The 13,748-nt window shown below is 43.8% G+C and carries 12 protein-coding genes; 5 read left to right on the forward strand and 7 right to left on the reverse strand.

Annotated features, from left to right (window positions below; translation table 11 throughout):
- Positions 1-3: 3 nt before the first annotated feature.
- The gene (locus tag A5877_RS05085; RefSeq protein ID WP_008380792.1) at positions 4-951 is read right to left on the reverse strand and encodes a permease; all 948 of its coding nucleotides are present in this window, start codon (positions 949-951) and stop codon (positions 4-6) included.
- Between the two features lie 220 nt (positions 952-1,171).
- Between A5877_RS05085 and A5877_RS05095 the strand changes: the two genes are divergently transcribed.
- On the forward strand, positions 1,172-1,534 hold the full coding sequence (locus tag A5877_RS05095; RefSeq protein ID WP_008380790.1) for a thioredoxin family protein: 363 nt from the start codon (positions 1,172-1,174) through the stop codon (positions 1,532-1,534).
- 92 nt (positions 1,535-1,626) lie between these two features.
- On the opposite strand, the gene A5877_RS05100 is transcribed toward A5877_RS05095, so the two are convergent.
- Positions 1,627-2,301: a redox-sensing transcriptional repressor Rex gene (locus A5877_RS05100; protein ID WP_005228549.1), complete on the reverse strand. Its 675-nt coding sequence runs from the start codon at positions 2,299-2,301 to the stop codon at positions 1,627-1,629.
- 217 nt (positions 2,302-2,518) lie between these two features.
- Between A5877_RS05100 and A5877_RS05105 the strand changes: the two genes are divergently transcribed.
- The 4 genes from A5877_RS05105 to add all read left to right on the forward strand — a co-directional run bounded on the left by A5877_RS05105 (position 2,519) and on the right by add (position 7,697).
- Complete coding sequence (locus A5877_RS05105) at positions 2,519-4,450, forward strand: ABC-F family ATP-binding cassette domain-containing protein (RefSeq protein ID WP_086316494.1); 1,932 nt, start codon at positions 2,519-2,521, stop codon at positions 4,448-4,450.
- 100 nt (positions 4,451-4,550) lie between these two features.
- Entirely contained in the window at positions 4,551-5,273 is a 723-nt protein-coding gene (locus tag A5877_RS05110) for a C39 family peptidase (protein ID WP_086316495.1), read from the forward strand.
- Between the two features lie 148 nt (positions 5,274-5,421).
- A complete protein-coding gene (gene ald / locus A5877_RS05115; RefSeq protein ID WP_016612688.1) occupies positions 5,422-6,528 on the forward strand; it encodes an alanine dehydrogenase in 1,107 nt (368 codons plus the stop codon).
- Positions 6,529-6,680: 152 nt separating this feature from the next.
- Positions 6,681-7,697, forward strand: a complete 1,017-nt coding sequence (add, locus tag A5877_RS05120; RefSeq protein WP_086316496.1) for an adenosine deaminase — start codon at positions 6,681-6,683, stop codon at positions 7,695-7,697.
- Positions 7,698-7,765: 68 nt separating this feature from the next.
- Here the strand turns inward: add and A5877_RS05125 are convergent, their stop codons facing one another.
- The 5 genes from A5877_RS05125 to A5877_RS05140 all read right to left on the reverse strand — a co-directional run bounded on the left by A5877_RS05125 (position 7,766) and on the right by A5877_RS05140 (position 13,560).
- Positions 7,766-8,533: a histidinol-phosphatase gene (locus A5877_RS05125; RefSeq protein WP_086316497.1), complete on the reverse strand. Its 768-nt coding sequence runs from the start codon at positions 8,531-8,533 to the stop codon at positions 7,766-7,768.
- 273 nt (positions 8,534-8,806) lie between these two features.
- A complete protein-coding gene (locus A5877_RS17335; protein ID WP_254907506.1) occupies positions 8,807-9,193 on the reverse strand; it encodes a substrate-binding domain-containing protein in 387 nt (128 codons plus the stop codon).
- 3 nt (positions 9,194-9,196) lie between these two features.
- Positions 9,197-9,790, reverse strand: coding sequence for a LacI family DNA-binding transcriptional regulator (locus tag A5877_RS17340; protein ID WP_254907430.1), 594 nt, complete (start codon positions 9,788-9,790; stop codon positions 9,197-9,199).
- Between the two features lie 286 nt (positions 9,791-10,076).
- Complete coding sequence (locus tag A5877_RS05135) at positions 10,077-10,916, reverse strand: sugar phosphate isomerase/epimerase (RefSeq protein ID WP_008380772.1); 840 nt, start codon at positions 10,914-10,916, stop codon at positions 10,077-10,079.
- Positions 10,888-13,560, reverse strand: coding sequence for a beta-galactosidase (locus A5877_RS05140; RefSeq protein WP_086316498.1), 2,673 nt, complete (start codon positions 13,558-13,560; stop codon positions 10,888-10,890). The genes A5877_RS05135 and A5877_RS05140 overlap by 29 nt, the downstream gene beginning before the upstream one ends.
- Positions 13,561-13,748 lie beyond the last annotated feature (188 nt).

The raw sequence follows: 13,748 nt of genomic DNA on the forward strand, positions 1-13,748 counted from the left end.
TCTTTACACCACCCATGCATAAATTGAAACGACGATTGCGACTAAACCAACCAGAGAAGCAATAAAACGCCCCGAAAAGTACCGCTTCATCATCAACAGGTTTTTAATATCTACCATTGGACCAAAAACCAGGAAACCGACGACTGGTCCAGTGCCGAATAAACTCAACAACGAAGAGCCGATAAAGGCATCTGCTTCGGAACATAGGGATAATGTCAGTGCCAACAGCAGCATGACGAAAACCGCTAACAGCTTCGTGGAGCCTAATGTCAGCATCAAGCCAGTTGGCAGATAGGTCTGCATCGCTGAGGCGATCAACGCACCAATGATCAAATAACGCCCAGTATCGAAAAACTCATCCAAACTATGCTGTAGCAAATGACGAATCTGCCGAAGAAGCGGATGACTGGTCTTTTCTGTTTGATGGTGGGCGTGATCATGCCCATGATGGTGTGGGTGAGCTACTTGCTCATTCCCGCCACTTAATTGATTGGCAAGCCGTGTTTTTAAGACCTCTTGTTTGTTAAAATACGCCAGCCAGATCCCCACGACCATTGCGACCAATAAGCTGCCCAGTACACGCAAAAAGGCGAACTTCGCGGAATTTCCAAAGGCAATGAATGTCGAAAAAATCACGATAGGATTGATGATCGGTGCAGTCAGCATAAAGGCAAACGCCGTATACACTGGCACTTCTTTTTTTACGAACTGATTAACGATCGGTACGATCCCACACTCGCAGGAAGGAAAAAAGACCCCCAGGCCACAACCAACAGTGATCGATGCCAATTTGTTTTTTGGTAAGAGTCTCGTGACTCTTTCTGGCGTCAAGAAGACTTGTAAAGCACCTGATATCAAGCAGCCCAATAGGACAAAGGGCAAGGCTTCAATGACGATAGATAAAAAAATAACACTCATTTGCAGGACAGAATTCGGTAATGCCTGAAACATAACTTTAACCTTCTTTATCAATAAATTCGAAACGCTGGAATTACTATACGTTTTTTCCTTTTTTTATACAACGTTTTTTTTAAAGCAGTCTGTTTTTTTAATCGTTGCTTTAGATTTTCCTTATCTTTAAATCCTTCTTGTTCACCTAAATGATCAGCAACTATCAGATATTTTGACTTTTCCTCAAGAACAGCGTACATTTTCCATGGAGGAATGACTTATGCAAAAAAATCAACCGATCCAAGAGAGGCTCGCCCAACATCCGTTGGCACTACTCTATCTCTCTCAACCAAATTGCAGTATTTGTGTTGCGGACAAACCACGCATCCAAACACTGGCACAAACCCAACAACTCCCACTATTTACCATCAACACGCTGACAGAGCCAGAAGCAGCCAGTTTATTTTCGGTCTTGACGGTTCCCGTCGTCCTCTTGTTCGCAAATGGGAAAGAAGTGCATCGCGAAGCCCGCATCATCGATTTCACACGTTTGACTCAACAAATCTTGCGGTATCAAGAAGCACTCACAAGCGTTGAAGAGCAAGATTCTTACGAATCACTTTTTGACCAGTTAGACGAGTAAGTTCAGTGAATGAAAGCAAAAAACAGCTGTCAGATCCTTGTATATACTACGATCTGGCAGCTGTTTTGCTGGTTCCTATTTATGTGATGCGATTATTCGCTTAGTGATGGTTCTTCTACTGGTTCTTCATGGGACAAGACGTTGCCTGAATGCAAGAAATAAATCAATGTTTGCAATTCATTGGTTAAGTCAACGTTTTGAATCAGCACGCCTTTTGGTGCAGTGATCCGTGCAGGTGTAAAGTTCAAGATTCCTTTAATGCCAGCTTTCACAAGCTCGTTCACTAAATCTTGTGAATGTTGTGCGGGAACCGTCAAAATAGCCACATCGATCTGCTGGATCTTCACTTGTTCCTTCATGTCATCCATTGGATAGACCGGCACACCATCTACGATTCGACCAACTAGATCTTCATTGACATCAAATGCAGCACTGATCCGAATGCTGTTGCTTTGGTGAAATTTGTATTTCAACAAGGCGCTCCCCAAGTTTCCGACACCGACTAAAGCTACATTCGTCATGTGGTCTTCGTTCAATGTCTTCGCAAAGAACTGCATCAAGCTTTCAACGTCATAGCCATAGCCGCGTTTTCCTAATTCACCAAAGTAGGAAAAGTCGCGGCGGATCGTCGCACTATCAACTTGAACAGCTTCACTTAGTTCGGTCGAAGAAACTTTTAATTTGCCAGCTTGGTGCAAAATACGCAAGTAACGATAATATAAAGGCAATCGCTTCGCTGTTGCCTTTGGAATTTGATGATCTTTCAAAGAATACTCCCCCATTGTGAAAAATTCACTTGTGATGAAGCTATCATAACAAATACATTGTTCAAAAATCAATTTGAATGCTCATAATTTGAAATATAAATTTTATAATGGTAAAATCAAACTTTTTCCCAATCGCCGTTTCCCCTAAAATATGATAGACTTGTAGTATTGTAACCTTGATACAGACAAGTTTCTTAAAGATAGGAATGACATACACATGATTTTATTACAAGCCAACCAAATCGCCCGTCTTTTCGGAGCCGAGGTTTTATTTGAAAATATCCAATTAGAGATTGCCAGCAATTCCCGAATCGCGCTTGTTGGGCGCAACGGTGCTGGTAAATCAACGCTGCTGAAAATTATTGCTGGACTCGAAAGTCCTGATAAAGGAACGATCGCTAAAAACAAGACCGCTACGATGGGCTACTTAGCTCAAGATACCGGACTTGCTAGTCAGGCCACCGTTTGGGAAGAAATGCTAGGAGCTTTTGCAACGGTTCGACAGATGGAGCAGCGCATGCGTACCTTAGAGATCGCCATCTCCGAAGCAGATCCTGCTGCTGACTCTGGCAATCTTCTGAAAGAATACGATCAATTGCAACATGAATTTGCAGAAAAAAACGGCTATGGCTATGAAAATGAAATTCGCTCCGTCTTGCACGGTTTTCAGTTTGATCCTTCTTTTTACACACAGCCGATCGATACCCTTTCCGGTGGTCAAAAAACCCGCTTGGCATTAGCAAAAATGCTGCTGCAAAAACCTGATATCTTGATCCTCGATGAGCCGACCAACCATTTAGACATCGAAACGTTATCTTGGTTGGAAAACTATCTACAAGGATATGCCGGTGCGTTGCTGATCGTTTCCCATGACCGTTACTTCTTAGACAAAGTTGTCAACGAAGTCTACGAAATGAGTCGGCAAAAAATGCGCCACTACAAAGGCAATTACAGCCGCTATTTGACCTTGAAAGCTGAACAGCTGCAAAGCGAATGGAAAGCCTTTGAAAAGCAGCAAGAAGAAATCAATAAACTGGAAGACTTTGTTGCCCGCAACCTTGTCCGTGCCTCTACCACCAAACGCGCGCAAAGTCGCCGTAAGCAATTAGAGAAAATGGACCGGTTGGATCGCCCGCAAGGAGATGAAAAATCCGCCCACTTCCTTTTTTCCATTGAAAAACCTTCAGGAAATGTTGTGATGCAAGTAGAAAATGCCGCTATCGGTTATTCTGAAGAAGAAGTTTTATCGGCGCCCATCGACTTAGATGTTCGTCGCAAAGATGCGATCGCTTTAGTGGGGCCGAATGGGATCGGCAAGTCAACCTTACTGAAATCGCTGATTCATAAAATCCCCTTTATTCAAGGAAAGGTGCATTTTGGCGCCAATGTTTCAATCGGGTACTATGACCAAACTCAATCCGATCTGCACTCAACAAAAACGATCCTCCATGATCTTTGGGATGACCACAGTACCACACCTGAAGTCGAGATTCGCAATATATTAGGCAGCTTCTTATTTTCGGGAGAAGATGTTGAAAAGCCGATCACGCTGTTAAGCGGTGGCGAAAAAGCCCGTGTCGCTTTGGCAAAATTAGCCATGGACCATGACAATTTCTTGATTTTGGATGAGCCAACCAACCATTTAGACATCGACAGCAAAGAAGTCTTAGAAAATGCCCTGATCGATTATGAAGGCACGTTGTTCTTCGTATCTCATGACCGCTACTTTATCAATCGAATCGCCACCAAGGTCGTGGAACTGTCTGAAAACGGCAGCAAGCTCTATCTAGGCGATTACGATTATTATTTAGAAAAGAAACAAGAAGAAGCTGAGATCGCAGCAATGTTGGAAGCAAAAACAACCGAAACCACCATCTCAGCGGGCAAGCAAAACTTTGTCCAAAGCAAAGAACAGCAAAAAGCCGTTAGAACCTTACAGCGAAAAGTCGCCCAAATCGAAGAAGAGCTTGCCACGATAGAAGAAACGATCCAGCAACTGGAACAAGACATGACCGCACCAGAAGCGTTGAATGATCATGTAAAATTGACCGCGTTGAATCAAGCGTTAGAACAAGCCCGCACTGAACAAGAAGCCCTATTAGAAGCATGGGAACATACTAGCTTAGAACTAGAGGCATTTGAAAGTTGATCGTGGAATCGGTCTGTAGGCCGATGACAAGCTCCCCCTCCTTTGTTTTACTTAAAAGAACAGGATGAATACGTACGATTCGTAAAACAAGGAGGGAAAAATGCAAAAACAGACAGATGTTTATCGAAAGCGTCGGCCAATGATTGTTTTAGCAGGATTGGTGTTGATTTGGATAGGGTTCAATCGAATCTCTCATCACGTGTTGTACGGAGAGTTGTCCGAACACGTGCACACCGTCGTTGCCTATGATGAGAGTTATGACGACGAATATATTTACTCTCAAGCTATTTTTAGTGAAGATATCAATGCTTACTTAGGGGAAATGGACATCACAACACCGATTTTCCTGCAGACGAACGAAGAATGGGCCGATAGATCCTATGGCAATGACGGCAGCCAAACCTTAGCAGAAAACGGCTGTGCGATCGCTTCTCTTGCGATGGTTCAATCCTATCTTGAAGGCTATTACATTACGCCACCGGAAGTCCTTGATTGGGCAGGAGATCATTATTACGTTGACGGCCAAGGAACGGACTGGCGGATTTTTTCTGACTTTGCCGATGCAAACGGCTACAACTATTATGATCTTAGTACTGACATAGCTAGCGTTGAAGCCTACTTGCAACAAAATCATCCCGTCATCGTTTCTATGACCCCAGGGGAATTTACAGATGGCGGCCATATCATGGTCTTAGGTGGAATGATGGGCGATCAAGTGTTTGTCTTAGATCCCAATGATGATCCGGAAAAATCCCACTACGCTACTTACTACACACTAGATGAAATCGCTGATCAAAGCTTACGCTTTTGGACCTTCAGCTGATTGTTCGAAAAAAGTCCCATTGTGGGGCTTTTTTCTTTGTCGTCCCGAAAGCAGCAACTGGATCTTACTTTTTTAATAAAAAAACCCTTTTTTCTCCCCTTGGGAATCCGCTTTCTATTATAATGGAAGAAAGAAAGGTGTGAAGTCTATGAAAATCGGTATCCCCAAAGAAATCAAGAACAATGAAAATCGTGTGGCATTGCCGCCCTCCGGAGTCTATGAGTTAGTCCAAGACGGACACGAAGTCTTCGTTGAACAAGGCGCTGGTGCAGGATCAACCTTTTCTGATCAAGCGTATCAGGAAGTCGGCGCTACGATTGCTACCGTTGAAGAGGTTTGGGCCTCTGAATTGGTTATGAAAGTCAAAGAACCTTTACCAGAAGAATACCCCTTTTTGCATGAGGGACTGGTTTTATTCACCTATTTCCACGTAGCCGCCAATCAACAGCTTGCTCAAGCGTTGATCGACAGCAAAGTGATCGCTGTTGCTTATGAGAACGTCCAGCTGGCGAACGGCACCCTGCCTTTACTGTCTCCCATGAGTGAGATCGCTGGAAGAATGTCTGTTCAAATTGGCGCGCAATTTCTCGAAAAAATTTATGGCGGAAAAGGGATCCTGCTTTCGGGTGTTCCCGGCGTCCGTCAAGGTCGGGTAACGATCATTGGTGGTGGCGTTGCCGGCGAGAATGCCGCGAGAGTCGCCGTAGGTCTAGGCGCACAAGTGACAATTTTAGACGTTTCAATCCCACGCTTACAAGAGCTGGATCGACAATTTTCTGGTCAAGTCCAAACTTTGTATTCCAATCGTTTGAATATCGAGCGAACGATCCAATCCGCAGACTTGGTGGTAGGAGCCGTTTTATTGCCAGGACAAAAAGCCCCGTGCTTAGTGACCCGCGACATGGTGAAACAGATGCCTGAAAAATCCGTGATCGTCGATATTGCCATTGACCAAGGCGGAATTTTCGAGACCGAAGACAAAGTCACCACCCACGACGAGCCAACCTATATCCGGGAAGAAGTCATTCACTATGCAGTGGCGAATATGCCGGGTGCTGTGCCGCAAACGGCAACCATCGCATTGAGCATTGCCACATTACCGTATGCCCAGCAGCTAGCGAAAGACCCTTTAGCAGCGTTGCGAGAAAACGAGGCCCTTGCCAAAGGGGTCATCGCCTATGAGGGCGCATTTACTTCAAAAGAAGCCGCTCATGATCTGTCATTGCCTTTTACCGATCTATCGGAGTTGATTTGAGCCACTCTCCCACAATAAAACCAGCAGCCGCACAAGTAATTCGCGGCTGCTGGTTTGCTTTCTATGAGAATTTCCTTTTTTGGGTAGCATGGGCTTTGGAAGTATGCTATATTCATACTTAAAAAAAATTCGACCTAGACAGGAGGAACACTGTGCTTACTCAACAACAAATCCAAGCATTTCCCAAAGTAGAACTTCATTGCCATCTCGACGGTTCCATTCGTCCAGAAACATTGATCGCCATCGCCAATCAGCAAGAGCTTCCCATCGCTCAAGACATCGAAGCTGTGAAAGCACAGATGCAAGCCCCCAAAGATTGTCATGACCTGAGGGATTATCTTCGCTGCTTTGATTTCGTTCGGCCGTATTTGCAAACACAAGAAGCTTTAGCAGCTGCTGCCTATGACGTGATGGAACAAGCCGCTCAAGATGGGGTCGCTTATATTGAGATCCGCTTTGCCCCCAGCTTATCGATGGACAAAGGACTCACTTGCAGCCAGACCATCCAAGCCGTGATCGAAGGCATCGCACGAGCAGAAAAACGCTACCCAATCAAAGGCAATGTTTTGGTCATTGGGATGCGTCAAGAAGACCTACCAGCTATTACGGCGATTTTTGATGAAGCGATCGCTCTTACCGATGAAAAAGTAGTCGGTATTGATCTAGCAGGTCCAGAAGAAGACGGGTACGTCCCTGATTTAGCTGCCAGCTATCAAGTGTTCCTCAAGAACCAAAGTGTCCAGCTGACCTTACATGCAGGCGAATGCGGCTGTGTGCAAAACATTTATCAAGCCATCGAAAGCGGTGCGCAGCGGATTGGCCACGGCATCGCCTTAAAAGGAGATCACACTGCTCAAGCGTTTGTTCGAGAACAAAAGCGCTGTATCGAAGGCTGTCCTACCAGCAATGTTCATACTCGTGCGATTCCCACATACTCGGCATACCCATTAAGAGAATGGCTGGAAGCCAAGGTCCCTTTTTGTTTGAACACCGATAACCGAACGGTCTCAAATACGACATTGACCAATGAATACCTGCAAATGGCTCATCATTGCGACATGTCCGAATCAGAGATGCGCTTCATAAACGAAACTGCCGCTCAGCATTCCTTTGCGGAAGCTGCCGACAAAGCGGTACTCTTGAAAAAAATTCAAGAATGGCAATTCTAATAAACATGGACGCTAGTGATCCCCACTGGCGTCCATGTTTATTTCCAAAACAATCAACTTTCTTTCCTTCACGCAAAGAAGAGCCGATCGATCCTTGTTAATCCTAAGGCATCGATTTCTAAAAGAGCTCTTTCGTAAATTTCTGTATTTGTGAAAGCCGCACTCTCGTGGGCATCGATCCCAATAATACAAGAGCAGCCGACTTCCTTAGCGATCTTCCAAAATTCAGGATGCGGATAGCCACCATTCGTATAGCCCGCCAAATTATACTCCAATGGCAGCTGATACTCTTTGGCTTTTTCGCATAAACGGTAAGCAACTTCTTCGCAATGGGAATCGAAGGTTTTATAGCCCCGCATAAACACATCTGGGTGTGCCATATAAGCAAAAATTTCTGATTCGATCCCTTGTAAAGAAACACGGAGATAATCTTTGATCGCTTTTACCGAATCCCCGGGTGTATGGTCGTAATAGTGATTGCTTTCGATTTCAGGAAAGTGATTGCCAAAAATCAAATAGTCGATCGACAGCCTTTCTTTCTCTGCAACTAGCCAAGGAATCATTGTTTCAAAATATTCACACTCTAATCCTAATTTCACATCGATTTGTCCTTGATATTTTTCCCGTAAGCTTTTCACCGATGAAACGTAATCTTCCAATTGCGCAACATCCATCCGCATGGGCGAGACATACCCATCCTCAAAGGGCCAGGGACAATGATCAGCGAAGCCGATTTCCTTAAAGCCAGCTTGGATGGCTTTGATCACATAGTCTTCATCAGAATCCCGTGCATGTTTGCATCGAGTTGTGTGGGTATGATAGTTTGCTTTCCACATGGTTATTCACTCCTTCTTATTACATTTAGGTTAATTTGTTTTTGTGATCGCATTTTAGGTACACTCTTCTTGAGGCGTTATCCTTCAAACCGTTCGCTATTTTACAGAATCTTTTGTAAACGGAACCATTTTTTCGAAAAAATAGTACTAGCTATCAACACCTATCACTTAGCAACTTCATCAGTCTGGATTTATTCCAGTCCATTTCATTATAGAATTGCGGCTATCCCAAGACAATCAAAAGAAAGCTGCAAGCGGTTGCTTCTTTTCCCATCACTTCCATTGAGTCGTTTCTCTTGGGACAAATGAATTTTTCAAGAGGACGTGTCTTGGTGCGGTTTTGTCTCCTTGTACCTCTTGAAAAAGTAGCTGGGTCGTCCAATCCACCATCTCCTCTAAAGGTCGTGCGATGGACGAAAGCAAAGGGTTAGTACAAAGACAAACATTGGTGTTTTCATAACCAATCACTTGAATCGCTTCACCAACCTTTTTATCCAGTGAATGAAGGGAACGTAAAGCGCAGGCTGCCAAAAAATCACTTGCCGCAAAAATGCCATCGATAGAAGGCCATTGACGAAAAAGTTGATCAAAGGAAGTTTGCGTGACATTTACAAAATCGAGTATGACCTCGTGAACATGGATCTCTGGGTATTGGTCCATCACTTAATAAAAACCAGCTGATTTTTCTTGAACGGAATGTAATGTCTTTGGTCCATTAACGAAGAGGATCTCGCGACAACGATTTTGGATTAAGATCTGTGCTGCCAACTGTCCACCTGAGGTATTATCCGCAGAAACGGAGGATACTTCATCGCTAAGGACTCTACCCACACTCACTAGAGGTAATTTGAGAACCTTTTGCAACAATGGACCTTGCGTACAAAGATTGGTACATAAGATCAACCCATCAATATTATTTGCGAGAAACAAGTTCAAAAAATAGGCTTCTCTTTCAGGATTTCCTTGTGTGGTACCAATCATCAAACTATAGCCTTTCTCAATCAGTTGCGACTCGATTCGGGTAATAAATTGATTATAAAAATCATTTTTCAAATCATAGATCAGCAAGCCGATCATCTTTGAGGAATTGTAATAAAAGGACCGTGCTAATTCATTTGGTACATAATCAAGTGTTTGAATTGCTTCTAGCACAATCTGCTTTGTTTCTTCATTGACATATTTTCTGTTATTGATCACTCGTGAGACGGTGGTCACAGATACATTGGCAAGTTTTGCCACGTCTTGCATGTTTGCCATTGGTCCCTCCTTTCTCTCTTTTACATGTCTCGTAAATATTAAATCCTTTTCCATTTGATCTATTATCCGAATGCAACATTCCAAAACGCTTTCTTTTTATTCTATAATAGCAAACCTTACCTTACATTTTCTATTTTTATGAAAATAAAAAAGCTGTTTAGATGAAATCTCACCATAAACAACTTTTCTATGCTAGATAAAAGTTTGCATTAATGTCAGCGTCTTTGAAGAAAACAAGAAAATCACTCCCGTGTTCTCTTAAACAATCATTTACACAAGCACCCAGCTAATTTTTTAAATCTAAGCCTTCAATCAACGCCACCGCACGATCGATCCCAGCGTCTTTTGTTTCTTCTAACACCACGTAACAGTATGGCTTGTGTTTGATCAGAAGCTGTAAAATTTCTGGATACCGTATTTGTCCTTCACCTAACGGGACAGGGATCACTTCTTCTCTCGAGAGTTGAAAATCCTTTAGGTGCAAGCAGACGATTTTCTCGCCAAAAAGAGTAAACGCTTCTTCTACCAATGCAACTTGATCAGCAGCCGTTTTTGCGGTGATCAAATTCGTTGGATCGTAAATGATCCCTAGATAATCAGAAGGAACACGTTCAATCAGCTCGGCGATGCGCTGATTCGAATACAACGGATGATTCATTCCTGCTTCGATCCCTACCATGGTTTTATGTTTTTCTCCTACTCGAACGAGTCGCTGGATCACATGGATCAAGTCTTCAAAAACCTCATCCGAAAAATTCTCTTCGCTATATCCCAGCGCGGCAATGACTGAGCCTGTTTCTGAAGCCACCATGCTGGCACCAAAATAACGGGCATGGAATAAGTAGCGCTCAAATTTCTGTAAGATTTTCTCTCGTTCCTCTGGTTCGGGATGAATCAAGTTACTATAACAACTTAACAAAGCGATTTGAACGCCTTGTTCTTGGAATTCATTCTTGAAGAAGGTCCCCATACCTGGACTCATTTTTTCAGGAGCACTTAGGTCTGGAAAAGACGCATTCAAGGCAAACTGAACGTTTCTTATTTTCTTTGCTCCTACCGCTTGTGCTAGCTGCTTGGGTGTATATTCTCCTGAGAGGTCATGCCCTCGGATGGCTAAATGAATCATCTGACTCCTCGCTTTCTACTGTTTTTTCCCATTCAATAATCAAATTTTCATAAGGTTCTAGCCTATGGTTACCCCGCGCCAGCGCTTCACCTGATAAGCGTTCGAAACCGGGGAGATGTAAGGTAAAGTCAGCTGTCGTCATCCCTAAGTTACTGATCCAGAGTTGGACATGGGTCGCTGACTCTCGGCGATACTTCATCACACCTTCCGAACATTTGATCAACAGGCGCTCTGATTCATAAGGGAAAAGTTCTTTGTGACAAAACGACTGCCATATCAAACTGTCTGGTAAATTGCTAGGTAGCGCACCTAAATAGATGATCTCTCCTTGAGCCAGTTGTTTCTTAGCTAGTAGCGTTTGGTCATTCCCTCGTCCGATCGTTTCCCAATCTTCTGGGCAATGAAAAACTGTGACCAAATGATCCAAAGGTTCTTTTAGGCCGTCATAGGTTAGCTGATAAGTCAGTCCTTTCACCGTAAACTGCTGGATTTGGTCAAACCCGAGCCATTCTCCTAAACGATCTAAGCCATTCGTCGCTGGCCACGCTAGCTCTTTTGTCCGATCCCCCGTCATCGGGCCTAAAATCAGCTTGCCTCCTGCTTCAGTAAAGGCGGCAAATTTTTTCAGCAAGGTAGGACTGATCCAACGAACAAATGGGGCAAGAACAACATCATACTCTTCTAACGGACTATTTTCTTGAATGATTTCTACACGAATCCCTTGGCGAATCAGACTGCCGTAAAATTCGGTAAACAGGCTGCGATAATCATAAATACCCCCATGATCGATCGTGTAAAAGCGTTTCGAGTAGTCCGAGTAGATGATGGCTATTTTTGCAGATACATACTTCGTTTCCGCTAAAAGTGGTGCGATCTGTTGTCTTAGTTCGCCAATCCGAACTACCTCTTCATACCCACGATCTGGCTCTCCCCAAGCAGTTAACACGGCGCTATGGGGTTGCTCCACACCATAGCGATGTCCACGAAAATGCCAAAAACAGAAGGATTTCAAATGACCAGCATAGCCAATGAACGCTTCACTTGTGACAAACCCATGAGGACGAGGTGCCGCATAGTTTTCAATATGACCGGCATTGGCGGTACAAGTTTCTAACAATAACATTTCCTTGTTGCGCGGTTTGACATTCCGCCAACGATCCAAGTTCATGGTATACGCTGGATAGTTGTCTGCCGGTGCATACGTATCAAAACCGGCAATATCTAAATCAGCAAATAGCTCATCATTTTGCAAGTTAAACCCAAAAGCGGAGTTATGGGTAATGGGTAACGCGGTCTCCATTCGGATAAAATGACAAAGATCATGCGCAAACTCATTCAACGTATCGGTGGTAAAGCGGCGAAAGGCATTCATCAGGGAAGAATTATGCAAAAACGGGGTCGTTAGTGGCAAGACGACATCCTCAAATGCGTCATACCACTCACTCCACACCTTCGTGCCCCAACACTCGTTGAGGTTGGTCACGGATTGATAGTTGTCTTTTAAATACGTATGCCAACGCGTTTGGCACGTCGTACAGTAACATAGATCGACATGACATTTAAACTCATTGTCCAATTGCAACATAACGACATTTTCATGTTTTTCGGCAATCTCAGCGATTTTTCTCGTCAAACGATAGGCATAGCGGCGAAAGTCCTCGTTGTTGGTACAGACATGCTGTCTTGAGCCATGATGCATCTTCGTCCCATCTTGATTAGTGATTAAAGCTTCTGGGTACTGTTTTGTAAACCAGCGGGGCGGAGTTGGCGTTGGAATACATAAGCAAACATCGATGCCATTTGCTTGGTACTGTTCTAGCGCACGTTCCAACAACGCAAAATCATATTCTCCAGGTTGAGGCTCCAAGTCACGCCACATGAATTCCCCAATTCTAGCAAAATTCATGCCCAACGTTTTCATCGTTTGACTATCACTTTGCATGATTTCTTCCGACCAGACTTCTGGATACATGCAGGCGCCGTAATAAATATCAGGAAACAGTGGTTGCTCATGGAAAAACGCCTGTAAACGAATCGCTACATAGCGAGCGATCATATGCGCCCCGACCTTTGAAAAGTGGGTATCATCTGCGAGACCTGCAGGATAATTGGGGTGCTCATCCGGTGCTAACCAAACAAAGAGCGCTTTGGAAGCTTCTAGTCCTAATGTGTCATAATAATGATAGGTATAGCGATTTAAATCAAACAAATCCACTTCTTCCGTTCGACTAAGTTCTCTTAAGACAGGTAAAAATGCTGACAACGTATGCGCCAGTCGTCCCTCTTCCCCTACACGTCGTTCAACAGGTGTACACAGGATAGGAATTCCTGCTTTTTCTTTGATTTGACGGATCATGTCTGTCAAATGAGCAATGTACGCCTCCATCGTGACATGATTTTTCTCTTTTTGGTCATTATGTCCAAATTGCAGTAGGACGACTGTATTCGGTTCGACTTCTTGCAGGAGTTGCTTAAACAACCCTTCTTCGATAAACGAACGAGTCGTACTGCCGTTTTTCGCAAAATTGTGTACGTCTACTTCTGGGGACAGATAGCTTGGTAAAGCTTGTCCCCAGCCCATCATTGGCTGTTGATCAAGGGGATAATCCGCCACGGTTGAATCTCCGCCTAGAACGATTTTCATTTCTTTTCTTCCTCCATCTATTTACTATCAGATTTCCAACAACTTCGACAAGTCCACTGGTTTTCTTGCTGAACATAAGCTGCATTAGAAATCGCTTTCTTTTCTATTATACAAAACATTTGCTGACGAAAACATGGAAAAATCAGAGCAAAAGCTGCGAAAATACGAGCTTTTCCGCAGCAACCAAC

Origin of the sequence: Enterococcus sp. 3C7_DIV0644, from assembly GCF_002141235.1 — a bacterium.
GTDB classification, from domain to species: Bacteria; Bacillota; Bacilli; order Lactobacillales; family Enterococcaceae; genus Enterococcus_D; species Enterococcus_D entomosocium.